The 25392-nt window shown below is 61.7% G+C and carries 26 protein-coding genes; 9 read left to right on the plus strand and 17 right to left on the minus strand.

Annotated features, from left to right (window positions below; all coding sequences use genetic code 11):
- Positions 1–275: 275 nt before the first annotated feature.
- A complete protein-coding gene (locus QQL64_RS07030) occupies positions 276–1568 on the plus strand; it encodes an alkaline phosphatase family protein (protein WP_284397521.1) in 1293 nt (430 codons plus the stop codon).
- 58 nt (positions 1569–1626) lie between these two features.
- Here QQL64_RS07030 and QQL64_RS07035 read toward each other — a convergent pair whose 3' ends face one another.
- The 3 genes from QQL64_RS07035 to QQL64_RS07045 all read right to left on the minus strand — a co-directional run bounded on the left by QQL64_RS07035 (position 1627) and on the right by QQL64_RS07045 (position 5188).
- The gene (locus tag QQL64_RS07035; protein WP_284399688.1) at positions 1627–2874 is read right to left on the minus strand and encodes an MFS transporter; all 1248 of its coding nucleotides are present in this window, start codon (positions 2872–2874) and stop codon (positions 1627–1629) included.
- Between the two features lie 126 nt (positions 2875–3000).
- On the minus strand, positions 3001–3828 hold the full coding sequence (locus tag QQL64_RS07040; RefSeq protein WP_284397522.1) for an alpha/beta fold hydrolase: 828 nt from the start codon (positions 3826–3828) through the stop codon (positions 3001–3003).
- A 241-nt stretch (positions 3829–4069) separates the two neighbouring features.
- Positions 4070–5188 (minus strand): aldo/keto reductase, encoded by a 1119-nt coding sequence (locus QQL64_RS07045; protein WP_284397524.1) that lies wholly within the window; start codon positions 5186–5188, stop codon positions 4070–4072.
- A gap of 114 nt (positions 5189–5302) precedes the next feature.
- Between QQL64_RS07045 and QQL64_RS07050 the strand changes: the two genes are divergently transcribed.
- Positions 5303–6265 (plus strand): LysR family transcriptional regulator, encoded by a 963-nt coding sequence (locus QQL64_RS07050; protein WP_284397525.1) that lies wholly within the window; start codon positions 5303–5305, stop codon positions 6263–6265.
- On the opposite strand, the gene QQL64_RS07055 is transcribed toward QQL64_RS07050, so the two are convergent.
- Positions 6256–6420 carry a hypothetical protein gene (locus tag QQL64_RS07055; RefSeq protein ID WP_284397526.1) on the minus strand — a complete coding sequence of 55 codons (165 nt, stop codon included), beginning with the start codon at positions 6418–6420 and terminating at the stop codon, positions 6256–6258. The two genes, QQL64_RS07050 and QQL64_RS07055, sit on opposite strands and share 10 nt — an antisense overlap.
- 195 nt (positions 6421–6615) lie before the next feature.
- Between QQL64_RS07055 and QQL64_RS07060 the strand changes: the two genes are divergently transcribed.
- Positions 6616–6792: a hypothetical protein gene (locus QQL64_RS07060; RefSeq protein WP_284397527.1), complete on the plus strand. Its 177-nt coding sequence runs from the start codon at positions 6616–6618 to the stop codon at positions 6790–6792.
- A gap of 113 nt (positions 6793–6905) precedes the next feature.
- Here QQL64_RS07060 and QQL64_RS07065 read toward each other — a convergent pair whose 3' ends face one another.
- On the minus strand, positions 6906–8276 hold the full coding sequence (locus QQL64_RS07065; protein WP_284397528.1) for a formimidoylglutamate deiminase: 1371 nt from the start codon (positions 8274–8276) through the stop codon (positions 6906–6908).
- A gap of 78 nt (positions 8277–8354) precedes the next feature.
- Between QQL64_RS07065 and QQL64_RS07070 the strand changes: the two genes are divergently transcribed.
- From QQL64_RS07070 to hutI, 3 genes are all read left to right on the plus strand, one after another.
- Complete coding sequence (locus QQL64_RS07070; protein ID WP_284397529.1) at positions 8355–9917, plus strand: bifunctional GNAT family N-acetyltransferase/carbon-nitrogen hydrolase family protein; 1563 nt, start codon at positions 8355–8357, stop codon at positions 9915–9917.
- Positions 9918–10085: 168 nt separating this feature from the next.
- Positions 10086–11507 carry a chloride channel protein gene (locus tag QQL64_RS07075; protein WP_284397531.1) on the plus strand — a complete coding sequence of 474 codons (1422 nt, stop codon included), beginning with the start codon at positions 10086–10088 and terminating at the stop codon, positions 11505–11507.
- Positions 11504–12745, plus strand: a complete 1242-nt coding sequence (gene hutI, locus QQL64_RS07080) for an imidazolonepropionase (protein WP_284397533.1) — start codon at positions 11504–11506, stop codon at positions 12743–12745. Before QQL64_RS07075 ends, hutI begins: the two co-directional genes overlap by 4 nt.
- Before the next feature lie 168 nt (positions 12746–12913).
- On the opposite strand, the gene QQL64_RS07085 is transcribed toward hutI, so the two are convergent.
- The 7 genes from QQL64_RS07085 to QQL64_RS07115 form a co-directional block, all read right to left on the minus strand.
- Positions 12914–13075 (minus strand): 30S ribosomal protein THX, encoded by a 162-nt coding sequence (locus tag QQL64_RS07085; RefSeq protein ID WP_284397535.1) that lies wholly within the window; start codon positions 13073–13075, stop codon positions 12914–12916.
- An 80-nt stretch (positions 13076–13155) separates the two neighbouring features.
- Positions 13156–14100 carry a cation diffusion facilitator family transporter gene (locus QQL64_RS07090; RefSeq protein ID WP_284397536.1) on the minus strand — a complete coding sequence of 315 codons (945 nt, stop codon included), beginning with the start codon at positions 14098–14100 and terminating at the stop codon, positions 13156–13158.
- A 56-nt stretch (positions 14101–14156) separates the two neighbouring features.
- Positions 14157–14588 carry a MerC domain-containing protein gene (locus tag QQL64_RS07095; RefSeq protein ID WP_284397539.1) on the minus strand — a complete coding sequence of 144 codons (432 nt, stop codon included), beginning with the start codon at positions 14586–14588 and terminating at the stop codon, positions 14157–14159.
- A 124-nt stretch (positions 14589–14712) separates the two neighbouring features.
- On the minus strand, positions 14713–15219 hold the full coding sequence (locus QQL64_RS07100; protein ID WP_284397540.1) for a transcriptional repressor: 507 nt from the start codon (positions 15217–15219) through the stop codon (positions 14713–14715).
- Between the two features lie 19 nt (positions 15220–15238).
- The gene (locus QQL64_RS07105; RefSeq protein WP_284397541.1) at positions 15239–15508 is read right to left on the minus strand and encodes a hypothetical protein; all 270 of its coding nucleotides are present in this window, start codon (positions 15506–15508) and stop codon (positions 15239–15241) included.
- Between the two features lie 122 nt (positions 15509–15630).
- Positions 15631–17034, minus strand: coding sequence for a glutamate--tRNA ligase (gene gltX / locus QQL64_RS07110; RefSeq protein ID WP_284397542.1), 1404 nt, complete (start codon positions 17032–17034; stop codon positions 15631–15633).
- 247 nt (positions 17035–17281) lie between these two features.
- On the minus strand, positions 17282–17722 hold the full coding sequence (locus tag QQL64_RS07115; protein ID WP_284397543.1) for a DUF4399 domain-containing protein: 441 nt from the start codon (positions 17720–17722) through the stop codon (positions 17282–17284).
- Positions 17723–17903: 181 nt separating this feature from the next.
- Between QQL64_RS07115 and QQL64_RS07120 the strand changes: the two genes are divergently transcribed.
- Together QQL64_RS07120 and QQL64_RS07125 are read left to right on the plus strand one after the other, a co-directional pair.
- On the plus strand, positions 17904–19064 hold the full coding sequence (locus QQL64_RS07120; protein ID WP_284397548.1) for a glycosyltransferase family 4 protein: 1161 nt from the start codon (positions 17904–17906) through the stop codon (positions 19062–19064).
- The gene (locus QQL64_RS07125) at positions 19033–19614 is read left to right on the plus strand and encodes a phosphatase PAP2 family protein (RefSeq protein WP_284397549.1); all 582 of its coding nucleotides are present in this window, start codon (positions 19033–19035) and stop codon (positions 19612–19614) included. The genes QQL64_RS07120 and QQL64_RS07125 overlap by 32 nt, the downstream gene beginning before the upstream one ends.
- A 282-nt stretch (positions 19615–19896) precedes the next feature.
- Here the strand turns inward: QQL64_RS07125 and accD are convergent, their stop codons facing one another.
- The 3 genes from accD to trpB form a co-directional block, all read right to left on the minus strand.
- The gene (gene accD, locus QQL64_RS07130; protein ID WP_284397551.1) at positions 19897–20766 is read right to left on the minus strand and encodes an acetyl-CoA carboxylase, carboxyltransferase subunit beta; all 870 of its coding nucleotides are present in this window, start codon (positions 20764–20766) and stop codon (positions 19897–19899) included.
- 177 nt (positions 20767–20943) lie between these two features.
- On the minus strand, positions 20944–21744 hold the full coding sequence (gene trpA, locus QQL64_RS07135; protein ID WP_284397553.1) for a tryptophan synthase subunit alpha: 801 nt from the start codon (positions 21742–21744) through the stop codon (positions 20944–20946).
- Positions 21741–22952 (minus strand): tryptophan synthase subunit beta, encoded by a 1212-nt coding sequence (trpB, locus tag QQL64_RS07140; RefSeq protein ID WP_284397555.1) that lies wholly within the window; start codon positions 22950–22952, stop codon positions 21741–21743. The genes trpA and trpB overlap by 4 nt, the downstream gene beginning before the upstream one ends.
- 132 nt (positions 22953–23084) lie before the next feature.
- Between trpB and QQL64_RS07145 the strand changes: the two genes are divergently transcribed.
- A complete protein-coding gene (locus tag QQL64_RS07145) occupies positions 23085–23975 on the plus strand; it encodes a LysR family transcriptional regulator (protein WP_284397557.1) in 891 nt (296 codons plus the stop codon).
- Here QQL64_RS07145 and QQL64_RS07150 read toward each other — a convergent pair.
- Together QQL64_RS07150 and truA are read right to left on the minus strand one after the other, a co-directional pair.
- Positions 23972–24589 (minus strand): phosphoribosylanthranilate isomerase, encoded by a 618-nt coding sequence (locus QQL64_RS07150; protein ID WP_284397559.1) that lies wholly within the window; start codon positions 24587–24589, stop codon positions 23972–23974. The two genes, QQL64_RS07145 and QQL64_RS07150, sit on opposite strands and share 4 nt — an antisense overlap.
- Positions 24586–25353, minus strand: coding sequence for a tRNA pseudouridine(38-40) synthase TruA (truA, locus tag QQL64_RS07155; RefSeq protein WP_284397561.1), 768 nt, complete (start codon positions 25351–25353; stop codon positions 24586–24588). Before truA ends, QQL64_RS07150 begins: the two co-directional genes overlap by 4 nt.
- Positions 25354–25392: the final 39 nt, after the last annotated feature.

The raw sequence follows: 25392 nt of genomic DNA on the forward strand, positions 1-25392 counted from the left end.
GGAGAGGGGTTGGGGTGAGGGTGCGATCGGAGCGAGTTACTGAAACCTTGCGCAAGGCTCGGCTATCACGCTCCGCACGAACCCTCACCCGCCTGTCGGCACCCTCTCCCGACGGGAGAGGGCTCACTCGACGCTTTACGTGGCGCCACAAAATTCGCCCACGCACAAAAACTTACGCTCCGTCCAACATGCCCACTGATTTCGCGACAGCTGAATTAGTCATACAACTGCGAGATCATGAAGAGGCTTTCCATCCATACCCACGGATCGTCCCCATGAAATGGTTGTCCCGCTTTCTGCTCTGTTCGTTCATCGCCCTCAGTGCCGGCTGCGTTTTTCTACACACCACGTCCACATCGCCTGCGACAGCGGCGCAGCAAGCAAAAGCGGCATCCACTACGCCGCTGCTGCTGATCTCCATCGATGCCTATCGTGCGGACTACATCAACCGCGGCCTCAGCCCTACCCTGCAGGCTCTCGCCGCAACGGGAGTGCACGCCGATTCGATGCAGCCTGCGTTTCCGTCGCTGACGTTTCCTAACCACTACGCTGCCGTCACAGGCTTGGTGCCGGACCATAGCGGCATCGTCAACAACACGATGGTCGATCCGGAACTGGGCAAGTTCTCGCTGAGCGATCGCAAAGCCGTGAGCAATGGATTGTGGTGGGATGAGGGCACACCGCTGTGGGAGACCGCGGATGCGCATGGTCTGCGCAGCGCCACGATGTTCTGGCCCGGTTCCGAGGCGGATATCCAGGGTTATCATCCGGATTTCTGGAAGCCTTACGACGGCAAAGTCACCGCGGATCAGCGCGTGGATCAGGTACTGGCCTGGCTGGATCTGCCACCCGGTCAACGGCCCAGCTTCATCACGCTGTATTTCGATGCTGTCGACCATGCCGGCCACGAGCACGGCCCGGATTCGCCGCAGGTCAACCAGGCGCTGCGCGATACCGATGCCGCCATGAGCCGTTTGGTCGACGGTTTACGTCAACGCAACCTGCTCGATCACATCAATATCATCGTGATTGCCGATCACGGCATGGCCACCGTGCCGCCGGAGAACAACGTGCTTATCGACAAGCTGATTCCGCTGAAAGATGTGGATACGGTAAGCCTGGGCGTGCTGGCTGGCTTCAATCCCAAGCGCAAACACGATTTCAACGCCATTGAAGAACAGCTGGAGCAGCCGCAGCAACACATGCACTGCTGGGACAAGACTCGCGTGCCCAAGCGTTTCAATTACGGCGCCAACGCACGTGTGCCGCAACTGATCTGCCTAGCCGATGTCGGCTGGCGCATTACTACCGAAGACTACCTGGCCAAGCACAAAGGCAAGCTCAGCATCGGCGAGCACGGCTACGACAACGCCGATCCGCTTATGCAGGCACTGTTTGTCGCCCACGGTCCGGCATTCCAGAGCGGCATCCGCTTCCACAACTTCCCGATCGTCGACGTCTATCCCTTGATGGCGCACCTGCTCGGCGTTCCGGCGAATTTCAACGATGGCCATGTTGAAGACGTGCAGGGAATGCTGAAACCCGAAGCAACCGCTACGACGCAGTAACCCGCTTCACGCCGCTCTCCCCTCTTTGGGGAGAGCGAGCGATCGACGCTTTCGATCTTCACGGCATCGCGCCCTTGCTCATCGGTGTAGGCGGAGTGGTGAGCTGCGGCAGCGGCTGCACGCGATACAACCACAGCGCGATGAATAAGCCGACCAAAACCAGCGCACCGACAAACAACGCTACACCGTTCCAGCCGTGCTCGGCGTAAAACAGCCCACCGCTCGCGCCGGCCACGCTCGAACCCATGTAATAGCTAAACAGATACATCGACGACGCCTGCGCCTTGGCCGCACCACCGCGCCGCCCCACCCAGCTGCTGACGATCGAATGGCCGCCGAAGAAGCCAAACGTGATCGCGGTGATGCCGAAGATGATCAGCCACAACGACGTCATCATCGTGCAGCCCACACCGAACAACATCAGTGTGAGTGCGGTCCACAACACTTTGCGACGCCCCAACTTGCCTGCAAGATGTCCCATCCACGCCGAACTGAACGTACCGACCAGATAGATACCGAAGATCAGGCCGACCACCGTTTGACTAAGACTGTAAGGCGGCGCCAACAGGCGATAACCTAGGTAGTTGTAGACGGTGACGAACGCACCGAGCAACAGAAACCCTTCCGCGAAAAGCCACGGCAAACCCGCATCGCGGAACATCCCGGCGAAGCGACCGAATAGTGCGCGCCATTGCAAGGCTTGCGGATGGAAGTGACGCGATGCAGGCAACGCGCGCCAGAACACCAGCCCGGAAACGAGACCGACCGCGCCGACAACACCGACGCCGACGCGCCAGCCGAAGTAATCCGCCACGACGCCTGAAATCAGCCGGCCGCTCATGCCACCCACCGCACTGCCGCTGATATACAGACCCATGCCGAGACCGATCGACTCGGCGTGCATTTCTTCGCTGAGATAGGTCATCGCCACGGCCGGCAAACCGCTGAGCGTGAGGCCAAGCAAGGTACGAATGGTCAGCAACGCGTACCAATTCGGCATCAGTGCGGTCAGCAAGACCAACACTGCCGAGGAAAGCAGCGAGGCCACCATCACCGACTTGCGCCCCCAGGCATCCGATACGCCGCCGGCGAACAGCATGGCGAAGGCCAGCACGCCGGTCGTCAATGACAACGACATGGCGCTCGCCGCGGCGCTGATGCCGTAGTGCTGACTGAACTGCGGCATCAGCGGCTGCACGCAATACAACAAACCGAACGTGGCGAAACCGGCGGCAAACAGCGCCAGGTTGGTACGTCGGAATGCCGGGGTGCCGTGACGGATCAGGTCTTCATCGGTCCAGGCCATCGGCTTAGCGGGCGATTCGTCGGAGATGCTTGTGTTCATCGCTGCGGCATCGTGAAGGATGGCGCAAGCATAATCCGCTTTGGCTCGCCATCCCGGGCTGCGTCGGGATGGTGAGCCCAAAAAGATCTACATCTCCACGGTTGCCGACAACACGCCGCGCACCTCAGTCAGTACCTGAGCGGGCCATTCCAGATTGGCGTGATGTCCTGCATCCTGTATGACCCGTAGACGTGCGTTAGGCATGACTGCTGCCATTTCGTTCGACAGGGCGATCACTTCGGCCTGGTCTTCGGCGCCGACAATCAGCAAGGTCGGCACGTCGATCGCTCGAAGGTGTTCCAGTGCAGTCGGCTTCGGCGTGCGCTGGTCTTGTGCGGCACGCGTCCAATAACTCGTTTCGCGCTTGAACAAGCGGGTGGTCATGGCTTCCGTATGCCGGCGCACGGCGGGATCCACTTCACCCGGCCGGCGGCGCGGGCCATCGGTAAAGGCGCGCAATGAGCTGTCGATCAGGCCGTTGACATCGAATGTGCTTAGCGCTTGTAAAAAAGCGCGCGCGGCTGGCGTGCTGTCGGCGAATTTGCCCCAATAACCTGCGCCGATAAGAATGAGCGCGCTCACTCGCTCCGGTTGCGCGACAGTGAAATCGAGCGCCGTCGCCGCACCACCGGAACAGGCCAGCAAAGCGGTGCGCTGGATACCGCAGGCATCCAGCACGGCAGCGAGGTCTTCGTGGTGCGCATAGCCGCCAGGCACGATGCTGGAGTGGCCGAAACCGCGGGCGTCGTAGCGCACTACATGGTGCGTGTCGGCGAGTGCGGCGAACTCGGCATTCCATTGGCCGCTGTCGACCAGAAAGCCGTGCAGCATGGTGATGGCTTCGCCCTCGCCCGCCTCTTCCACATAGAGGCGGGCGTGGTCGACATCGACCCAGCGTGATGTTTTATTGGTCATGATTTTATTCCTCGGCGTGGATCTAGCCCCTCTCCCGTCGGGTACGCGGGGAGAGCACATGGATGTGCTCGGCTTTGAGGAGCGAGGAGAGGGGTTGGGGTGAGGGTGCGATCAGCGCGTGCTATTGAATCGTTGCGCAAATCTTCAATGTCACGTTCTAATCGCACCCTCATCCGCCTGTCGGCACCTTCTCCCAAGGGGAGAAGGGTTCACGATGTGAGCTTGAGTCCGAATCGAAAGATCAGCGCGTTGCGCGAATGTTGCGGGCCGGTACCGAAGGTACGAACACTCGCGGCGCATAACCTTCGGGCTTGTCGCCCACTGCCACGCCACCGTGCAGACGCGTCTGCTGGATATCGGCAAACATGTAGTAAGGAAACGGCTTGTCCGGTGCGCTGGCGGCATCCAGTCGTGCGCGCAGTTCTGTAGGTAGCTCGAACGACAACGCTGCGAGATTCGCATCCAGCTGTTCCAGCTTGGTGGCGCCGATGATCACTGAGGCGATGCCCGGCTGCGTCGCCACCCAGTTCAAGGCGACGGCTGCCATGCTGTGGCCCGATTCCTTCGCCACTTGCTCCAGCGCGGCGACAATCTTCCAATTGCGTTCGGTGAAGCGCTCGAAGCCTGGCGCAGCTGTCACCTTGGCGAGCCGCCCGTCGCCCTCGCCGCCTTGCTCGCTGGGCTTGTATTTGCCGGATAGCAGTCCCATCGCCAGCGGGCTCCACGCGGTAATACCCAAGCCGAGGTTTTGCGCCAGCGATACGTATTCGTGTTCGATGTTGCGCTCGGCAAGCGAATATTCCAGCTGCATGTTGATCAGTGGCGTCAGCGTGTGGGCTTCGGCATAGGTCTGTGCGCGGGCGGCATACCATGCAGGCACGTCGGACAAACCGGCATAGCGGATCTTGCCCGCGCGCACCAGGTCGTCGAACGTACGCACGACTTCTTCGGCCGGCGTGATGCGGTCCCAGGTGTGCAGCAAGTAGAGGTCGATGTAATCGGTGCGCAACCGGCGTAGCGACCCTTCGACCGCACGCATGATGTTCTTGCGGCCGTTGCCGCCAGCATTGGGATTGCCCTGTTGCGCGTTGTAGCTGAATTTGGTGGCCAGCACCACGCGATCGCGCGTGCCGCTTTCCTCGATGAACTGGCCCAGCATGCTTTCGCTGGTGCCTTCGGTATACATATCCGCGGTATCGATAAAGTTGCCGCCCGCATCGAGATAACGATCGAACATGGCGCGCGCGGTCTCCGCGGCAGCGCCCCAGCCCCAGTCTTCGCCGAAAGTCATTGTGCCCAGGGACAGGCGGCTGACGCGCAGGCCGGAACGGCCAAGGGTGAAGTATTGATCGAGCGACATGGCTGAACTCCGTTCGGTGGAAGACGGGCTCAGTCTGCGCCAGGGGATAACGTTGAAAAACCACCATCCACTTGATGCATTATAAAGCCCGGCTAATTAATCGAAGAGACGCCCATGCGCGACGACTACGCCCTGCGCGCTTTCCGCGCCATTGCCGAATACGGCAGCTTCACGCGCGCCGCAGCCGCCCTCGACGTCACCGCCTCGGCACTAAGCCAGACCTTGCAGCAGCTGGAAAACCAGCTCGGCACACGGCTCCTCCAGCGCACGACGCGCCAGGTCGGCCTTACCGAAGCGGGCAGCGACATGCTTCAACGTATCGCACCGGCGCTCAACGAACTGGACCTGGCGATGGATGCCATCCGCCAACACGGCGATCGCCCGCGTGGCACCTTGCGCTTGACGGTACCGAATGTCGTGGCGCAATCGATCATCGAACCCGTGCTCGGTGAATTCATGGCGCGCTGGCCGGATGTGCAATTGGACATCCATGTGGACAACGGTCTTACCGACCTGATCGCCGAAGGCTTCGACGCAGGGATCCGGCTGGGCGAACGGCTGCAACGCGACATGGTCGCCATCCCCATCGGCGGCTCCGTGCGTTCGGTGGTCGTGGGATCGCCGGCCTACTTCGAACGTTGCGGCCGCCCCAAGGAACCCAAGGATCTGCAGAGCCACAACTGCATCAAATTCCGGCAGATCAGCAGCGGTGCGATCTACCGCTGGGAATTCGCGCATCGCAGCGGTGCGCAGAAAGGCCGCTGGTACGAGATTGCCGTTGACGGGAGCCTGACCGTCAACGACATCCCGCTTGCGATGCGTGCTGCCGAAGACGGCATCGGCATCACTTGTGTGCTGGAGGTTTCCGCACGCGCTGCCCTCGACGCCGGGCGACTGGAACGCGTGCTCGAACCCTGGTTACCGCCGTACGAGGGCTTCTACCTGTACTACCCGAGCCGGTTCCAGGTAGCGCCCAAGCTACGCGTATTCATCGACTTCATGCGTGAATGGAGCGCACGCAGCGGAGCGGCTCCCAAGCACCGCTCCAACGCGAGTCGAAACGCGAATCAGCGATAGCGGTAGTAACCGCCAACCCATACGTGGCTGGGACCCCAATAACCGGGCACCCACACGCGCGCCGGACGTGGTGCAACGACAATGCAACCTGTTTGCGCCAGCGTGCCGCCCAGCACGGCAAGAGCGATCAGCAAGACAGAAAAATAACGACGCATGGTGCTCTCCTGGTGAGTAGAAACTCAGGTCGGAGAACGCGGTCTCGGATCGTTGCGATGACGGCGCCAAGCTGAACCGATGCCGTAGGTTCAGCCCCAGCGTCAGGTCAGTGAAAGCAAGCGCGATGCGGCTGCAGTGCGGTTTGCCAAGCGTCAACGGCACGGAGACAGGTGCGTTGCACTGAGTTCGTAGCGATGCACATCGAGCGCATCAGCCTGCCCGCCATGCTGTGCAAAATTACGCATTTTCTACGCGGCAGTCCGGATCTTTTATCCGATTTGTATACCAAGGCAGCCATTATTCGCACCGCGCTTGGCGACAGCACGGCGAAGCTACAGGCGCAATCAATGCACGAGTCAATCGACTACTGATGTTCAGAAGGCTTGCAGCCGGAGGCCGCCACGCGAGGTAGCGGGCAGCAGCCTTCCGATGATCCGGCTCCGGCTGCAAACCTTCTGAACATGGTGCGGGCTTTCGCCCAACATCAGGTTTTCGCCAACCGCTCCACCACGGCACGGTAGCGATCTGCGATGCGCTCTTCATCGCGATGATGAAAATCGCGCACGACCCATTGACCGCCGACCATCACGTCGCGCACGAGCGGTGTATTGCCGGCGAACAGGAAACTATCCATCACCGAACGGTTGTCGCGTGCCGCGAGTAGCGGTGCGTTGCTATCGAGCACGAGCAGATCGGCGCGCGAGCCTTCTTTCAGTTCGCCGATGGGCAGGCCGGCGGCTAATGCGCCACCACGCAACGCCGCTTGCCAAAGTGTCTCGCCGACGCTGTCGTCTTTGTGGCGCGACGCGATATTGCGATGACGCGTCGTCAGGCGTTGGCCGTATTCGAGCCAGCGCAGCTCTTCCACCGGCGATATCGAGATGTGCGAATCCGAACCGATACCCAGTACACCTTGGGCGTCGAGATAACGGGTGAGCGGGAAAAGACCGTCGCCTAAATTGGCTTCGGTAGTCGGGCAAAGGCCTGCCACGGCGCCGCTGCGCGCAATCTGCGCAGTTTCGGATTCGGTGAGGTGGGTGGCGTGCACCAGGCACCAGCGTGCATCGACCTGCGCATGATTGAACAACCACTCCACTGGGCGCGCGCCACGAGTGGCCAGGCAATCTTGCACTTCGCCGATCTGTTCGGCGATATGGATATGGATCGGTCCCTGCTTGGCCGCTTCCGCCGCCAGCACACCGTTGATCGCTTGCTCGGGCACCGCACGCAGCGAGTGCAAGGCGATACCCACGCGCAGGTCGTCGCGCTCGTGTTTACGCAGGGTATCAAGCAAGCGCAGATAACCGTCCAGATCGTGTCCGAAACGACGTTGCCGCGGCGACAGCGCGCGACCGTCAAAACCGCCGCTCATGTACAGCACGGGTAGCAAGGTGAGTGCGATGCCCGCTTCGCGCGCCGCTTCGATCAAGGCCAACGACATGGCTTCTGGCTGAGCGTAGGGCGTGCCGTCGGGCTGGTGGTGGAGATAGTGAAACTCGCAAACCTGCGTGTAGCCGGCTTTGAGCATTTCCACGTAGAGCTGCGCGGCAATGGCCTGCAATGATTCCGGATCGATGCGGGCGGCGAATGCATACATGGTTTCGCGCCAACTCCAGAATGAGTCATCGCTGGGGCCGCGGCGCTCGGCCAAACCCGCCATGGCGCGCTGGAACGCATGCGAATGAAGGTTCGGCATGCCCGGCAGCACCCAGGCGCCAAGGTAGTGCGATGATTCACCCTGACCCTCTATCACACGGCCTTGGCCGTCCACGGCAAACGCGCCGCCGCTGCGCCAGGCCGAATCGCGCCAGAGCTGTCCGGCTTGGAAGTAGCGGGTCGCGGTGGTTGCGCTCATGAATGCTCTCCGTGTGGTCCGCGAAGTGTAACCGGCTCACTCGCATCCGCTTCACCTTCCATACGAAAGGATGAAGAAATGGCTCGGAAAAATGAAAATACCCCTAAGCTCACGTTGCGCCAGGCTGTCCCGGCCGATGTGCCGGCCCTGGTGAACCTCACCGCACGCGTCTACACAGCCGAATGGGGTCACTCGGCGGAAATGTTGCGCTCTCAGCAGACGCACTTTCCGGAAGGTCAGTTCGTTGTCGAGTATGAAGGCAACATTGTGGGCTATTGCGCCACCTTTCGTATCGACGAATCCCTGGCGCTGAAGCCGCACACCTGGATGCAGATCACCGGCGGCGGTATGGCATCGCGCCACAATCCGGACGGCAATTGGCTGTACGGCATGGAAGTGGTCGTGCATCCGGATTACCGCGGCATGCGGATCGGTCAGCGGCTTTACCAGGCGCGCAAGCGGTTGTGTACCGAGCTGAAGCTGCGCGGCATCACCTTCGGGGGACGCATTCCGGGGCTGGCCCGCAACGTCCAGCGTTACGGTAGCGCGGAGGCTTATATGCAGGCTGTCCTCGAAGGACGGCGGCGCGATCCCACGCTGAGTTTTCAGCTGTCCAACGATTTTGAAATCATCGGGCTGCTGCGCGCGTATGTTCCCACGGATTACGAATCGCTCGGCTATGCCGCGCATCTGGTCTGGCGGAACCCCGCCCTGCTCGACCAGCCGGATATTCCGTCGGTGAAATCCACGCAGCATCTACCTGATTCGGTGCGCGTGGCGACTGTGCAGTATTTGCAGCGGCGCATCGGTTCGTTCGGGGAGTTCGCGACACACGTCGAATACTTCACAGACATCGCCGCGGATTACAACGCGGATTTCGTGACGTTTCCGGAGCTGATCACCCTGCAGCTACTGTCGATCGAGAATGAGGAACTCTCACCGGTCGACACCATCCGCAAGCTCAGCCATTACACGCCGCAGGTGAAGGAGCTTTTCAGCCGCCTGGCAGTGCACTACAACATCAATATCGTCGGCGGCTCGCACCCGACGGAACAGCCGAACGGCGATATCCATAACGTATGTTACGTATGCCTGCGCGATGGTTCGATCCATGAGCGCGAAAAGCTGCACCCGACACCAAGCGAGCGCGTGGTGTGGAATGTCACCGGAGGCGACAGCGCGGCAACGATCCAGACCGACTGCGGCCCCATCGGCGTGATGATCTGCTACGACGCGGAATTTCCCGAAGTCGCGAAGCATCTGGTCGATCAGGGTGCACTGATGTTGTTCGTACCATTTTGCACCGATGTGCGCGAAGGGTATTTGCGTGTGCGCTATTGCTCGCAGGCGCGAGCGATCGAGAACCAGTGCTATGTGATTCTTTCCGGCAATGTCGGCAACCTGCCAGGCGTGAACAATTTCGATATCCAGTATGGGCAAAGCTGCATTCTGACGCCCAGCGATTTCCCGTTCGCCCGCGATGGCGTTGCGGCGGATTCCACGCCGAATATCGAAACCGTGCTGTTCGCCGATTTACGCATGGAAAGCCTGGCGCGGGCGCGCAATGCCGGCGCGGTGCAGAACTTGAAGGATCGGCGCTATGACCTATACGAAACGCGCTGGCTGACGCGTCCGCCATGACATTCCGTCTCCTTCTCCCCTCCGGGGAGAGGGCTGGGGTGAGGGGCCGATCTTGCGGCTGCGGTGATTCAAAGCACGCTTCGATCATGCATCATTGCAAGGGCAGCCCCTCACCTCAATCCTCTTCCCGGAGGGGAGAGGAAGCAGAGCGTCTGCCATAATGCAGAGATGTCCGAGTCCTCCACGCCGCCTCCTAAAGCCTCCAATCCGCGGCTTCGCGCGGTACTGGGTCACGAATTCTTCGCGCCTTATCAATGGAAGCGGCGCATCGCCTTGTGGAGCGGCGCGGTGCTGGTCGCGCTGGCGGCCATTCTGTTTGCCAAGGCCAGCGACTGGGCTTACGTGTTGTTTCAGAAAATCGTGGCGCATGGCATCTGGATTCCGCTGATCCTGACGCCGGCCGTATTCGGCCTGCTGTCCTGGGCCACCGAGGGTCGTCTGCGCGCGGCACGTGGAAGTGGTATTCCGCAGGTGATTGCCACCATCCACATCGAGGACGAGAGTTTTCGCTCACGCATGCTGGCTTTGCCGATTGCCGTTAGCAAGATGGTATTGACCTTGCTGGCGCTGACGGTTGGCGCCTCGATCGGTCGCGAAGGACCCACCGTGCATGTGGGCGCGGGACTGCTCCACTGGTTAGGTCGACGATTCGGCTTTACGGATCCCAAAGCACTCTCGCGTTTCATCCTCGCGGGTGGTGCTGCAGGCATTGCGGCCGCGTTCAATACACCGCTGGCAGGCGTGGTGTTTGCCATCGAGGAACTCGCTGGCACGTTCGAACACCGTTTCAGCGGTTTGCTGCTTACCGCAGTGATCGTGGGTGGCGTGGTGTCGCTCGGCATTACCGGCAACTACGCCTATTTCGGCACGGTGCAAACGAGCCTGCCATTGGGACATGCGTGGCTTGCGGTCCTGCAATGCGGCATCGTCGGCGGCCTGCTCGGCGGGTTGTTCGCGCGGCTGATTTTGTTGAGTCGACGCGGGCCACTGGCTGTCGTCGGACGTTTACGCGATCGGAATCCGGTGGTATTCGCCATCGGATGCGGTTTTGCGCTGGCGGTACTTGGCGTGTTGTCGCACAACGCGGTGTATGGCACCGGCTACGTGCAGGCGCGTGCGTTCGTGCAGGAAGCACCGGTGACGCCGGGCCATTGGTTCGGCATCGTCAAACTGCTGGCCAACGTGGTGTCGTACTGGGCCGGTATTCCGGGTGGCATCTTCTCGCCGGCGCTGGCGGTGGGTGCGGGTATCGGCCACAACATCGCCTATTTCCTGCCGCACGCACCGGAAGCGGCGGTGGTGTTGCTGGGCATGAGTGCGTATCTGTCTGGCGTGACGGGTGCACCGTTGACGTCGGCGGTGATTGCGATGGAGCTGACCAACAACCAGAATATGGTGATTCCCATCATGGCGGCCTGCCTGTTGGCACGCGCGGCAGCATCCCTCTTCTGCCCCACGCCGGTGTACAGGGATTTTGCCGAGCGCATGATCCAGGATTTCGAACGGCAACAAGCGTTACGCGCCGAAGTGGAGAAACAGGATCAGATCCCCTTACCCATCGACCCATCCGAAGAAGATTCCGAACGATGAACTGGGACCTGTTGCTGACTAACGCGTCACTCGCCACCTTCGTCGGTGAAGCCAGTCACGGACTGCTTACCGACGCGGCGATGGCTTGTCAGGATGGACGCATCGTCTGGATTGGCGCGATGCGGGATCTGCCGTCGGCATCCGCTTCGACAGCACGAGAGGTACATGACCTCGACGGCGCCCTGGTGACGCCCGGCTTGATCGATTGCCACACTCATCTCGTTTTCGGCGGCGATCGCGCGCAGGAGTTCGAATTGCGCCTCAATGGCGCCAGTTACGAAGCCATTGCGCACGCCGGCGGCGGCATCGTCTCCACCGTGCGCGCCACGCGCCACGCGAGCGAAGACGAACTGTTTACTCAATCGCTGCCCCGCGCCCGCGCGCTGCTTGCCGATGGCGTGACCACGCTGGAAATCAAATCCGGCTACGGATTGGAACTGGACGCGGAGCGACGGATGCTGCGCGTGGCACGCCGCCTGGGCACTGCGCTTGGCATTCGCGTGCAAACCACCTTCCTTGGACTGCATGCATTGCCGCCCGAATACAAGGACCGACGCGACGAGTACGTTGCGCTGGTCTGCAATGAATTGCTTCCCGCACTGGCCGACGAAGGGCTGGTCGATGCGGTGGATGCGTTCTGCGAAGGGATCGGTTTCAGTCGCGCGGAAACGCAGCGTGTGTTCGAGCATGCGCGCCTATTAGGCTTGCCGGTAAAGCTGCATGCGGAGCAACTGTCCGACTTGGACGGTGCTGCCCTGGTGGCTGAATTTAAGGGATTGTCAGCCGATCACCTCGAATACCTTAGCGACTCGGGCATCCAGGCGATGGCACGGGCGGGCACAGTGGCGGTGTTGTTGCCCGGCGCTTTCTATGCACTGCGCGAAACAAAGCTGCCGCCGGTGGATGCATTGCGCACGCACGGTGTTTCCATCGCCATCGCCACCGATTGCAATCCGGGCACCTCGCCACTGCTCTCGTTGCGTTTGGCAGCGAACATGGCATGCACGCTATTTCGGCTCACGCCGGAGGAAGCGCTGCGCGGTATCACGGTGAACGCTGCGCGTGCGCTGGGTTTGACGGATCGCGGCACGCTCGCCATCGGCAAGCGAGCCGATCTCGTCGTATGGAATGCGAAACAACCCGCCGAGCTGTGCTACTGGATCGGCGGCGGGCTGGTGCGTCAGGTGTGGATCGGCGCTCAAAGCGTTTCAAATTCGCGCGCGATCCAGGAAAGCTGATAGATAACGCCCGCTAACGCAAATGCTGCGTGGTAACGCGGGCGACGGGTCCGGAGGCGATAGGGGGAATGCTTTGTGAACGTGCAACCAGGCTTTTCTGCGCGCCTGGACTCGCGCCCAATAAAAAGCCCCCGCATGCGGGGGCTTTTGTGTCGGCGAGCGAATGGCTCAGGCCGATTTCTTTTTCGGTGCGGCTTTCTTGACAGCGGCCGGCTTGGTTACGGTCGGCTTGGTGCCGGCCACGGCGGGCTGCACGGAGTGCGCGCGGGTATTGCCGTAGCTGCCACGGTAGGTTTTGCCGCGACGGGTCTTGCGATCGCCCTTACCCATAGGAAACTCCTTGACTCGTAATGCTGTTGACGACCTAACATCCTAGCAGCGGCGGCCCAAAGCGCAAGGCCGACGCTGGGTCAGTGGTGATGGTGGGCGTTACAGCCAGGGCCTTCGTCTGGGCAGTCACCCGGGTCGATCTGGATGGTGGCGTGCCGGATGCCGAAGCGATCCAGCAGCGTCCGGTTCACCGCGGCGAGTACGCGCGCGCCGTCGCCTTGATCATGCAGCTCGACATGCAGCGTGGCCATGCGCGACCCGGACGCGAGCTGCCAGACGTGTAGATGGTGTACATCGCGGATCGATGCATCGGCACCACGCAACGCAGCTTCGACTTCATGCGGGTCCATCCCCTCAGGCACGCCTTCGAGCAGGATGTGAGTAGAGCGACGCAGCAGCTGCCATGCGCTGCTCAGAATCAGCAGCGATACCAGCAGCGACAGCGCCGGGTCCGCCCAATTCCAACCCATCCAGCGTACGGCGAGCGCGGCAAGCACTGCGCCGACGGAACCCATCAGATCGCCCAGCACATGCAGGCTGGCCGCGCCGAGGTTCACGTCGTCATGCGCATGACCGTGCAGGCTGCGAAGCACGACGAGGTTCACCAGCAGTCCCACCAGAGCCACACCGAGCATGACGCCAGAAAGAATCTGCACCGGCTTGAAGAGTCGCTCGACGGCCTCGTAGGCGATAAATCCGACCAGCACGAATTGCGTCAGCGCGTTCACGAAACCGGCCAGCACTTCCATGCGGCCGTAACCATACGTGCGCCGCGCATCGGCGGGACGCCGCGCCATGCGCACGGCGAACAGGGCAAGCATGAGCGCCAGCGCATCGACCAGCATGTGACCGGCATCGGCCAGCAGGGCCAGCGAGCCGGACCACCATCCGCCCACCACTTCGGCCAGCATCATGCCCGCGGTCAGCACGAACGCGAACAGCAGCTTGCGCTCGCGACCGACCGTCCCCGTCGCGTGGGAATGATCGTCGTGATGGTCGCAGGCGTGGCTGTGCGCGTGATTCATTCGACAATGCTAGAAAGCGGTGCAGCCGTTACACAATCACTGCGCATTTAAAGCGTTCAGTGTGCGCATTGCGCGCTGTGCACGTGACTGTGCAGTCGATGGAGTCGGAGATTCACGAAATGCGCGCTGGCTAACAGCAAACCGCCGCAAGTCACCAGCACGCTGTGCAGGATGATCGAGTAGTTTTCGGCAAACGTAACGCCGACCACCAGCAGGGTCAGGCCTGGAAGAGCCAGCCGCAGCGGAAGCGATCGATGGTGCCCGCGATAGCCGTTGACCAGCGCGAACAAGGCGAGCGCGCTGGCGCAAAGCACGAAACCGCGCTCGAAAGCGTGGTCGGCAAGAAAACTCAGCCCGAGCAGTGGCAGGATGGCGAGCACAAACGGCAGCAAGGCGCAGTGGATTGCGCAAAGGAACGACGCGGTCGCGCCGACGCGATCGGCCAGGTTCCACCAGCGGAATGATTGAGACGTTGGCGTGGGATCCATGGGTGGGACTACACCATGCGTGGGTTAGCCGGTGGGGCCGGCCTGTTATGATACAATATAACATCGGCAGGATACGCGCAACCCGGCCGCCGACCGAGCCATGCCGGGCCGCAACAGGGTGGGCTCAGCCCTTCCGGCACTGCTTGCAGACGCCGTGAACTTCCAGCGTCTGTGCTTGAGGACGGAAACCGAAGGCCTTCGCCTGCGCTTCGATCAATTCGGCGACGCGCTCGTCGCACACTTCCTGCGCACTGGAACAGACATCGCAGATCAGGAACGGCACCTGATGAGCTTCGGCCGGGTGATGACATGAAACGAAGGCGTTGATCGATTCCAGCTTGTGGATGAAGCCGTGCTCGAGCAGAAAATCGAGGGCGCGATAAACCGTGGGCGGCGCGGCGTTGCCATGGCGTTCGCGCAGATGGTCGAGCAGATCGTAGGCCTTGACGGGTTTGCCCGCGGCGGCGATCAGTTCCAGCACTTCCTTGCGCAGCGGCGTCAGACGCAAACCGCGCTCTTCGCTGGCATGTTCCACTGCCGCCACGAATTCCTTGGGACCTTCGTGGTGATGATGGGTATGCGCTTTGACGGAAGGGCTACTGCTCAACGGACTCACCTCGAGTTTGATCATACACCCCCCATGCAGACCGTCAGCGCGGCAGCGGTGGGGGTTTCACCGATTTGGGGGCGAGCAGCACGATAATCCAGCCGATCGGACCCAGCACCAGTGCCCAGACGATACCCACCATCAAGCGTCCGCGCCACCAGCCGAGCAAGGCTCCCACCGCAACGAACACCACATTCCACCAGAACAACTGGGCCCAGGGAATCATGTTCATCAAGTTGACGAAAATATGAAAGAACGCACCGGGGGAATCGGGATCGACGCCCTGAGTTGCCTTGGCTAGCAGTTCGTCCATTCGTGCCTCGTCAATGTGGTGATGCTGGGTACAGAGCTCACCTAGAGTACGTCTTGGACTAGGAACGAAGGGTGATGCACGTCCACGGCCTCACCCTGCCCCTCTTTTCATGTGCGAAGCGATCAGGCTTGTTGCGCAAGGGCGATGGCGTGATCGATGCGCTTGAGCGCCGCGTCGCGACCGGTGAGGTAAATCGTGTGGTCAATCGACGGCGACACCTGCGTACCGGTCATCGCTACGCGCAGCGGCTGGGCGATCTTGCCCATGCCGAGTTCGAGTTTGGCGGCGACGTGTTCAATCACTTGGTGGATCGGCTCCGGCTTCCATTCGCAACCGGTGAGCAAATCGCGTGCGGCTTGCAGCACCTGCGCGGCGCTGTCGTTTTTCAGGTGCTTGGCGACGGCTTTCTCGTCCCATTCGGTGATCGGGCCGTACCAGATCTTCGCGCGCTCGGCCATTTCCTTGAGCGTGTGCACGCGATCGCGCAACGCGACGATCACGTCGGCCGGCGCGGGACCGTTGCCGATATCGATGCCGGCACGCGCCAGGTGCCAGGTGAATTCCGGTGCCAGCGACTGCGGATCGTCGGTCTTCAAGTAATGCTGGTTGAGCCACTCCAGCTTTTCGGTATCAAAGCGCGATGCGGCTTTATTCACATCGGCCACGTCGAACAGCTTCACCATTTCCTCGCGCGAGAAAATCTCCTGATCGCCGTGCGACCAGCCCAGTCGTACGAGATAGTTGAGGATCGCGTGCGGCAGAAAACCGCTTTCGCGATACTCCATCACGCTGACCGAGTTGGTGCGCTTGGAAAGCTTTTTACCTTCCTTGTCCAGGATCATCGGCAGATGCGCAAACTCCGGCACCTTCGCGCCTAGCGCGTGATAGATGTTGATCTGGCGCGGCGTGTTGTTGACGTGGTCGTCGCCGCGGATCACTTCGGTGATGCCCATGTCGATATCGTCGACCACCACGGCGAAGTTGTAGGTGGGCCAGCCGTCGGAGCGGAAGATCACCAGATCGTCGAGCTCGGCATTGGCCCACTCCACCCTACCCTTTACCTTGTCATCGAACACCACGGTGCCTTCCAGCGGGTTCTTGAAACGAATCACGCGGTTCGGATCGTCGCGATACGGTTCGTTGCGATCGCGGTAGTAACCGTTGTAGCGAGGCTTTTCGCCGCGTGCCATCGCGGCTTCGCGCATGGCTTCGATGTCGTCTTTGCTTTCGTAGGCGTAATACGCCTTGCCCGCCGCCAGTAGCTCATCGGCGACTTGCTTGTAGCGGGTCAGGCGGTGTGTTTGGAAAATCGGCGCGTCATCGGCGCTCAGGTCCAGCCACTGCATGGCGTCGAGAATGGCTTGCACGGCCGCATCCGTGGAGCGTTCGCGGTCGGTGTCTTCGATGCGCAACAGGAATTCGCCGCCGCGGCGACGGGCTTCGAGCCAGCAATACAGCGCAGTGCGTGCACCGCCGATATGCAGGAAACCGGTGGGGCTGGGGGCGAAGCGGGTGCGGACAGTCATGATTTCTGCATTGCGTCTGGACGGAACGCAAAATTTTAACCGATACCGCGATGGAACTCCCCTCTCCCTCCGGGAGAGGGGCTGGGGGTGAGGGTTCGTGCGGAGCGCGCGGCTCAAGCGCCCCGCAAATCTTCATCATCGTGCTCCGATCGCACCCTCACCCCTACCCCTCTCCTCGCTCCTCAAAGCCGAGCACATCCATGTGCTCTCCCCGCGTACCCGAAGGGAGAGGGGTTCAAGCGCCGCGTCACTTCACATGAACGGTGATCATCTTCGACACCAACGGCGGATCGAAAGGAATGTGGTTGGTATCGCCCAATTCCAGCTGCAGGGTGTGCGTGCCGGGCGCCAGTTTCAGTGTTGTCTCGGTTTGGCCGCCGCCGAAGTGCAGATGTTGTTCGTCCTTGGGGATCGGCTGGCCGGCAACGGGCAGCACTTTCACGTCTACCAATAAATGGTGGTGCCCGGTGTTTTCGTGGGTGACGCCCGCCGGTGCCACGCCCATGCCCTTCAGCCCGAAACGCACGGTAAAGCTTTGTGGAACGGTGGCACCGTCCTGAGGCGAAATGATGTAGACCTCCGTCCCGGCGGTGGCCTTGGTCACCGGCAAGGCCGGGGCATCGGCGGCCAGTACCGAACCGATGGATGTAGCAGCAACCAGCGCGAGAGCAAGCAGCAGACGTTTCATTGATGTGTCTCCTGATCCAGTGGTGAGTGATCCAGTGGTAAGAGCAATCTAGCCCAATTACGCCACCACGGAGCAACCGGTTTCCACGTTCGGTAACACCCGTAACCGCAGTGTCACCTGCCCGCCACGCGTACGAAACGACTCGAGCGCAGGCTACTGCCGTACAACGAGAGGATGCGCCATGCGTATCGGCATCATCAGCGAGACGTATCCGCCCGAGATCAACGGTGTCGCACTCACCGTGCATGGTCTGGCGACCGGTCTGGCCGCACGCGGCCACGAGATCGATATGATCCGTCCGCGACAGACCACCAGCCACGTCGACGAACCTGGCATTGAAGCACTGGAAACTCGCGGCGCGGCCTTGCCTCGCTATCCGGGACTGCGCTTCGGACTGCCTGCCGGACGCACGTTGCGCCATCGCTGGGTGAAGCAACGCCCCGACGCCATCTATGTCGCCACCGAAGGCCCCTTGGGCCGTTCCGCGGTGAAGACGGCCGTGCAGCTGGGCATTCCGGTCGCCACCGGTTTCCACACGCGTTTCGATACCTACATGGATCACTACGGCGTGGGCTTTCTGACGCCGGTGGTGCGCGGCTATCTGCGTCGCTTTCATTGCCGCGCCAACACCACACTGGTACCCACGGATGCTTTGGCGCAAGAACTGACCGCTCTGGGCGTCGATCATGCGCGTCTGTTGCGCCGCGCGGTGGACACCAAGCTGTTCGATCCATCGCGGCGCGATCTCTCGCTGCGCGAAAGCTGGGGCGTGGATGCGGATACGCCGGTGGTGCTTTATGTCGGCCGCATCGCGCCGGAAAAAAATCTCGATCTGGCCGTGGAAAGCTTCCGTGCCATCCAACAGCACGCGCCCAAGGCGCGCTATGTATGGGTGGGCGATGGCCCCGCGCGCGCCTCGCTCGAAGCGGCTCATCCGGATTTCATCTTCGTCGGCATGAAGCGCGACGAAACGCTGGCGGCGCATTACGCCAGCGCGGATCTGTTTCTGTTTCCCAGTCTCAGCGAGACCTTCGGCAATGTGATTCTGGAAGCGCTCGCCGCTGGCCTGCCTGTCGTGGCTTACGCCGAAGGCGCTGCGCGAGAGCATCTGATCGACGGCATCAACGGTTTCCGGATCACATCCGGCGACGGCCGCGCATTCGTTGCCGCGGCGACGACATTGGGTAGCGACATCGGATTGATCCGGCACATGGGACGTGCCGCGCACGTGAGCGTGGAACGTCTCTCACCTGATGCGGTGATCCGCGAATTCGAAGCCTTGCTGCGTGAACTGGCCGAGGAGAATGAGCATGAGCGCCATATCACCATCGCACCTGCCTGACCCGATCCCGGTTCCCCTTCCGCGCCACGCGATCGACCGGCGCGTGTGCATCGCCGCCAATCGTTGGGGTGCACGACACGCCGTCGGCGTGTTCTTCGGCATCATCAGCCGCCTTGGCGACGGTATCTTCTGGTACGCACTGATGCTCGCGCTGGCGCTGATCGACGGCCGACGGGGTCTGGAAGCCGCGGCACATATGGCCGCTACCGGCCTGGTGGCCTTGTTGCTCTATCGCATCCTGAAACGCTGGACGCGCCGGCCACGGCCGTTCCGCACGTGTCCCGACGTGATTGCACACGTGCCGCCGCTGGACGAATTCAGTTTCCCGTCCGGTCACACGCTGCAAGCAGTCGGCTTCACCATCGTCGCGCTGGCGTGGTATCCGGTACTGGCGCCGCTGCTACTGACGTTCACGGCGTTAGTTGCCGCTTCGCGTGTGATTCTTGGCCTGCATTATCCGAGCGATGTGCTTGCCGCGATTCTCGTTGGCAGTGGCCTCGGTGCGTTGTCGCTATGGCTGGTGCACAGCGCACCGCAACTGCTGGGCTGATCAATCGCTAAGCACACTGTCATCACTTGCTTTGCGTTCAACGAGATAGCGTATCTATCCACAAGCTCTACCGGATGCTTTCCACAGCGACTGTGGAAAACTAAGAGTCTGATGTGCGCAAACATTCATCACTGCGTGCCAAGTGATTGATCGCAAAGTCGGCGATCAAGGTTTTCCACAGGCTTTTCCCGAATGCGTCCACACTTGTTGTGGAAAACTGCAACGCAGAAACGACCATGCCGCCCGAAGGCGGCATGGTTCGATCACGTTACGCAAAGCATTTCAAGCGGCGCGTGGCACTTTGCGCAGAATATTCAGCACGTCGGCCAACTTGTCACGCATCTGGCGTCGGTCGACGATCATGTCGATGGCGCCGTGTTCAAGCAGAAACTCCGAACGCTGGAAGCCTTCGGGCAAGGTTTCGCGTACGGTCTGCTCGATCACGCGCGGGCCGGCGAAACCGATCAACGCCTTCGGCTCAGCGACATTGATGTCGCCCAGCATGCCAAGGCTGGCGGACACACCACCTGTTGTGGGATGCGTAAGCACGCTGATGTAGGGCACCCCCGCCTCGCGCAGGCGCGCGAGCGCTGCGGATGTCTTGGCCATCTGCATCAGCGAGAACAGCGCCTCTTGCATACGCGCACCGCCCGTGGCGGAGAAACACACCAACGCGCTGCGCTCGGCCAGCGCACGCTCGGCAGCGCGGGTGAATTTCTCGCCGACCACCGAGCCCATCGAGCCGCCCATGTAGGAGAACTCGAACGCTACCGCCATCAGCGGCTTGTCCTTGAGCTTGCCGCTCATGGCGATCAACGCGTCTTTTTCGCCGGTGGATTTCTGCGCGGCGACGATGCGATCACGGTACTTCTTGGAATCGCGGAATTTCAGCGGATCGCTGGGCTCCATGCTGGCCCAGTGTTCTTGCGTGCTGCCTTCGTCGAGCAAGGCCAGCAGCCGCTCGCGAGCGCCGATGGCATGATGGTGGCTGCACTTGGGGCACACCATCAGGTTGCGCTCCAGTTCCGGTCGGTACAGCACCGCACCACAGCCGCCACACTTCTCCCACACACCCTCGGGCACCTTGCCCTTGCCGGCCGCGGCGTTTTGCGTCCGCGCGCGGGGTGTCATGATTTTTTGCAGCCAGTTCATAGAAACCTCAATCTGGAATCCAACGGTCTGGGACCGTCAGGACTTCATGGGGGCGACTCGGTACGACACCCAGGCCCCAGCCCAGTCGTACTTACGACAGCCCGAGCGACAGCGCGTTCCATTGCCGCGCGCCACGAGCATTCGCCCCACACCCCATTCCCCTCCTCACGAGGAACGTTACCGTGCGTCCAATGCCGTGCGAATCGGGCCGAGGAATTCCCCAACCCGCACCGCGATATCCTGCGCGGTGATCGCACCATCGAGCCGTTCGACCAGCGCGCTGCCGATCACTACGGCATCGGCGAATCCGGCGATGGCCTTGGCGCTTTGCGCATCCTTAACGCCAAAGCCCACGGCCACTGGTGACTTCGCATGAGCCCGGATATCCGCCACACGTGCAGCGATGTCCTGCGTACTCAAGCGCCCCGCCCCGGTAATGCCGGCGAACGATACATAGTACAGGAAACCTGCGGCGGCCTCGCACAACTTCGCCATACGCGCGGGTGCGGTGGTGGGTGCCGCAAGCAGGATTTGTTGCAGCCCTACGGCACGCAAGGGTGCCAACGTCGCTGATTCTTCCAAGGGACAATCGACCACCAGCACACCATCGACGCCGGCCGCGACAGCTTCATTTGCGAAGCGTTGGAAACCGTGAATTTCGATGGGATTGAGATAGCCCATCAGGATCACCGGCGTGTCTTTGTCGCGTTCGCGGAATGTAGCGACCCAGGCCAGCACATCACCTAGGCCGACGCCTTTCGCAATCGCCCGCTCGCTAGCGTGCTGGATGACGGGACCGTCCGCCATCGGATCGGAAAACGGCACGCCCAGTTCGATCAGGTCGGCACCTGCATCGACCAACGCGTGCATCAAGGCCAGGTTGTGCGCGGGTGACGGATCGCCCGCGGTGACAAACGGAATCAGCCCGGTACGGCCTGCCGCTTTCAATGCGGCGAAACGACGATCGATGCGGCTCATACTTGCACTCCTTCGCGTGCGGCAATCGTGTGCACGTCCTTGTCACCGCGACCGGAAAGATTGCACAGCACGATGCCGTCCTTCGGCAGCTCGCGCGCCAACTTCATCGCCTGGGCTACCGCGTGGCTCGATTCGAGCGCCGCGAGAATGCCTTCGGTGCGCGCCAGCAGATGGAAAGCCTCCAGCGCTTCATCATCGGTAACACCGACATATTCGGCGCGTCCGGCGTCTTTCAAAAAAGCGTGCTCCGGACCGACGCCGGGGTAATCCAGACCGGCGGAAACAGAATGCGTTTCGGTGATCTGACCGTTGTCGTCGCACAGCACATAGGTGCGGTTGCCATGCAATACGCCCGGACGTCCTGCGGCGAGCGACGCGGCGTGATGCCCGGTTGAGATACCTTCACCGGCCGCTTCAGCGCCAACCATGCGTACATCGCTGTCGTTGAGGAATGCGTGGAACAGGCCAATCGCGTTGGAGCCGCCGCCCACGCAGGCGGTAAGCACGTCCGGCAGGCGCCCGTATTGCTGCAACATTTGCGCGCGTGCTTCGCGTCCGACCACCGCGTTGAAATCGCGCACCATCATCGGATACGGATGCGGTCCCGCCACGGTGCCGATGATGTAGAACGTGTCGGCCACGTTGGTGACCCAGTCGCGCATCGCCTCATTCAAGGCGTCCTTCAGCGTCTTCGAGCCGGAGGTGACGGGCACTACGTCGGCGCCAAGCAGTTTCATGCGGTACACGTTGATCTTCTGGCGCTCGATATCGACCGCGCCCATGTAGACCACGCACTTCAGTCCGAAACGCGCGGCAACGGTAGCGCTAGCCACGCCATGCTGGCCCGCACCGGTCTCGGCGATGATGCGCGGCTTGCCCATCCGCTTCGCCACCAGTGCCTGGCCGATGGTATTGTTGATCTTGTGCGCGCCGGTGTGATTGAGATCTTCGCGTTTGAGCAAGATGCGCGCGCCGCCAACATGCTTTGACAGTCGCTCGGCGTGGTAGATGGGGCTGGGGCGACCCACGTAATGGGTCAGGTCGCGATCGAGTTCGGCAAGGAATTCGGGATCGTCGCGCAGGCGCAGATAGGCCTCGGTAAGTTCGGCCAGGGGCGCCATCAGCGTCTCGGCCACGTACTGGCCGCCGAAATCGCCAAATCGCCCTTGGGCATCCGGCCAGCTCTGGAAGTCCCTGATCGTGGGCATCTGTCAGAATTCCTAGGTAAATAACGGGAACGGCGGGCGACGTACGGTCGCCAGACGCCCAAAATAGCGCGAATAGCCTGGTCGAAAAAGCGATATGATGGCCGCCACTCGTCAGAAAAACTCACAATAAACGTGAGCCGCGAACTGCCATCCCTGAACGCCCTGCGCGCCTTTGAGGCCACTGCCCGACTGGGTAGCGTAAGCCGCGCGGCTGCTGAGCTGCATGTCACCCACGGTGCGATCAGCCGGCAGCTGCGGGTGCTGGAGGAGGCGCTAAACCAACCGCTGTTCGCTCGCCAGGGACGCGGTGTTGCCCTCACCGCGATCGGCGAACAGTTGCGTGACCGCGTCGCCGGCGCTTTCGATCAATTGCGGGACGGTTGGGCCGAGCTGCGACGCGATCGCAGCGAAGCACCCTTCGTACTCGGCTGCGCCAGCAGCTTGCTCGCCCGCTGGGTGATCCCGCGACTGGACCGGCTCGAACGCGATCTGCCCATGCTCACCTTGCATCTGTCGCCAGAAGAAGATCCGCTGGCACCGCAACGCGCCGAGCCCGATGCTGCGCTGGCCCTCGCTGCACCGCCATGGCCTGCGGGGTGGCAGGTTCATCCGTTGGCGCCCGAACGCATCGGACCAGTCGTGAGTCCTCGTTACGCCGGTCTTGCACGCTTGCAGAGGCAGGGCGAAGCCGCGCTGCTCGATGAAGCGCTACTGCACACCAGCTCTCGCCCGCAGGCATGGCCAGCATGGGCGCACGCAAGCGGCTTACCTGCAACATCCCTTCGCTATGGCCAGGGATTCACGCGATTGTTCTATCTGTTGGAAGCGGCGGTCGCCGGACTCGGCGTTGCGATCGCACCGTCCCACTTAGTGCAGGACGATCTCGACGCAGGCCGACTGCTTGCGCCGTGGGGATTTCAGCAAACCGATGCAAGCTGGATTCTGGCTACGCCGCGACGCCGAAACGACGGTCGCATCGAAGCGCTTGTCGCCTGGCTGCGTCGTGAATTGACGCCAGCTTAGGAAGCCGCACGCACCGCCGCTATGAAGTTGCGTAGCTTGTCGGGATCCTTGATGCCAGGCGCGGATTCAATGCCGCTGGACACATCTACCGCCCATGGTTTGGCTACGCGTATCGCCGCTTGCACATTAGCGGGCGTCAGGCCGCCGGCCAGGATCAGTGGTTGACGAAGATCATGCGGCATCACGGACCAGTCGAATGCCTTGCCGCTGCCGCCCGCTTCACCCAAGCCATGACCGTCGAGCAGCAGGCCAGCGGCGTGCGGATGATCACGCAACCGCCACAGCGCTGCGGCGCCATCGCCCATCGCGATCGCTTTCAGGTAGGGATGACCGAATTGCGCGCACCATTCATCGCTTTCGTCGCCATGGAATTGCAACAGCGACGGTCGAACCATATCGATGATCTCTTGCACGAACGACGCTTCATCGTCCATGCACAGCGCGACGGTCGTGACGAACGGCGGCATGGCATCCACAATGGCCTGGGCCTGCGCCAGCGACACCTGTCGCTTGCTGCGCGCGGTGAGCACGACGCCGATCGCATCGGCACCCAGCCGCGCCGCGAGTAAGGCATCTTCAACGCGGGTCATGCCGCAACATTTGATACGGGTCATTCGCTTACCTCAGCTGGCAAACCCCATCGCCGTTCATAGCGGGGGCCGATAAAAGTCAGACCCGACGCTGCCGCAGTGGGACCTGCTATTTCGCGATTGCGACCCGCCAACAACGCGGCAACCCAATCAACCGGCTGTTCCCCACGACCGACCGGCAACAACGATCCGACGATATTGCGCACCATGTGATGAAGAAATGCATTCGCTTCAATGTCGACGATGACATGCGCATCCTCTCTGTGCACACGCAGCGCCTTGACCTCGCGCCGTGCGTGCGATGCTTGGCAGGAAACGGCGCGAAAGGCGCTGAAATCGTGCTCGCCGAGCAAAGCCTGAGCGGCGGCGTGCATGCGTTCCGCATCGAGCGAATGACGCTCCCAGGCAACATAGCGTGCGTCCAACGCAGGGCGGATGGTGCGATTGAGAATGGTGTAGCGATAGCGCCGACTGCGTGCGGAGAAGCGCGCATGGAAGTCCTCGGCTACCGGCTGCGCCCAAAGCACCGCCACGCCGGATGGCAGGTTCGAACATGTGCCGAGTACCCAGCCGCGCATGTCGCGTTGTACCTCGGTATCGAAATGCACGACCTGACAACGGCCATGTACGCCGGCATCGGTACGGCCGGCGCACGCCACCTCCACCGGTTCGGCGGCGACGAATGAGAGTGCGCGCTCCACACTTGCCTGCACGGTGGCACCGTGGCTCAGCCGTTGCCAGCCGAGGAAGTCGGTGCCGTCGTATTCGATGCCCAGAGCGATGCGCATGAGTGTTCGAGAAACTGCGAGACGATAAGCGTAGCAGTT

Origin of the sequence: Dyella lipolytica (assembly GCF_030160075.1) — a bacterium.
GTDB lineage: Bacteria > Pseudomonadota > Gammaproteobacteria > Xanthomonadales > Rhodanobacteraceae > Dyella_B > Dyella_B lipolytica.

Excerpts from the sequence above, each read along its gene's own strand:
- QQL64_RS07150 (WP_284397559.1), bottom strand. The coding sequence starts at position 24,589 with ATGACCCGTATCAAATGTTGCGGCATGACCCGCGTTGAAGATGCCTTA.
- QQL64_RS07090 (WP_284397536.1), bottom strand. The coding sequence starts at position 14,100 with ATGAATCACGCGCACAGCCACGCCTGCGACCATCACGACGATCATTCC.
- QQL64_RS07085 (WP_284397535.1), bottom strand. The coding sequence starts at position 13,075 with ATGGGTAAGGGCGATCGCAAGACCCGTCGCGGCAAAACCTACCGTGGC.
- QQL64_RS07035 (WP_284399688.1), bottom strand. The coding sequence starts at position 2,874 with ATGGCCTGGACCGATGAAGACCTGATCCGTCACGGCACCCCGGCATTC.
- QQL64_RS07075 (WP_284397531.1), top strand. The coding sequence starts at position 10,086 with ATGTCCGAGTCCTCCACGCCGCCTCCTAAAGCCTCCAATCCGCGGCTT.
- QQL64_RS07050 (WP_284397525.1), top strand. The coding sequence starts at position 5,303 with ATGCGCGACGACTACGCCCTGCGCGCTTTCCGCGCCATTGCCGAATAC.
- QQL64_RS07040 (WP_284397522.1), bottom strand. The coding sequence starts at position 3,828 with ATGACCAATAAAACATCACGCTGGGTCGATGTCGACCACGCCCGCCTC.
- gltX (WP_284397542.1), bottom strand. The coding sequence starts at position 17,034 with ATGACTGTCCGCACCCGCTTCGCCCCCAGCCCCACCGGTTTCCTGCAT.
- QQL64_RS07060 (WP_284397527.1), top strand. The coding sequence starts at position 6,616 with ATGCACATCGAGCGCATCAGCCTGCCCGCCATGCTGTGCAAAATTACG.
- QQL64_RS07100 (WP_284397540.1), bottom strand. The coding sequence starts at position 15,219 with ATGATCAAACTCGAGGTGAGTCCGTTGAGCAGTAGCCCTTCCGTCAAA.
- trpB (WP_284397555.1), bottom strand. The coding sequence starts at position 22,952 with ATGCCCACGATCAGGGACTTCCAGAGCTGGCCGGATGCCCAAGGGCGA.
- QQL64_RS07065 (WP_284397528.1), bottom strand. The coding sequence starts at position 8,276 with ATGAGCGCAACCACCGCGACCCGCTACTTCCAAGCCGGACAGCTCTGG.
- truA (WP_284397561.1), bottom strand. The coding sequence starts at position 25,353 with ATGCGCATCGCTCTGGGCATCGAATACGACGGCACCGACTTCCTCGGC.
- QQL64_RS07115 (WP_284397543.1), bottom strand. The coding sequence starts at position 17,722 with ATGAAACGTCTGCTGCTTGCTCTCGCGCTGGTTGCTGCTACATCCATC.
- QQL64_RS07105 (WP_284397541.1), bottom strand. The coding sequence starts at position 15,508 with ATGGACGAACTGCTAGCCAAGGCAACTCAGGGCGTCGATCCCGATTCC.
- QQL64_RS07125 (WP_284397549.1), top strand. The coding sequence starts at position 19,033 with ATGAGCGCCATATCACCATCGCACCTGCCTGACCCGATCCCGGTTCCC.
- QQL64_RS07095 (WP_284397539.1), bottom strand. The coding sequence starts at position 14,588 with ATGGATCCCACGCCAACGTCTCAATCATTCCGCTGGTGGAACCTGGCC.
- QQL64_RS07055 (WP_284397526.1), bottom strand. The coding sequence starts at position 6,420 with ATGCGTCGTTATTTTTCTGTCTTGCTGATCGCTCTTGCCGTGCTGGGC.
- QQL64_RS07120 (WP_284397548.1), top strand. The coding sequence starts at position 17,904 with ATGCGTATCGGCATCATCAGCGAGACGTATCCGCCCGAGATCAACGGT.
- trpA (WP_284397553.1), bottom strand. The coding sequence starts at position 21,744 with ATGAGCCGCATCGATCGTCGTTTCGCCGCATTGAAAGCGGCAGGCCGT.
- QQL64_RS07045 (WP_284397524.1), bottom strand. The coding sequence starts at position 5,188 with ATGTCGCTCGATCAATACTTCACCCTTGGCCGTTCCGGCCTGCGCGTC.
- hutI (WP_284397533.1), top strand. The coding sequence starts at position 11,504 with ATGAACTGGGACCTGTTGCTGACTAACGCGTCACTCGCCACCTTCGTC.
- accD (WP_284397551.1), bottom strand. The coding sequence starts at position 20,766 with ATGAACTGGCTGCAAAAAATCATGACACCCCGCGCGCGGACGCAAAAC.
- QQL64_RS07070 (WP_284397529.1), top strand. The coding sequence starts at position 8,355 with ATGGCTCGGAAAAATGAAAATACCCCTAAGCTCACGTTGCGCCAGGCT.
- QQL64_RS07030 (WP_284397521.1), top strand. The coding sequence starts at position 276 with ATGAAATGGTTGTCCCGCTTTCTGCTCTGTTCGTTCATCGCCCTCAGT.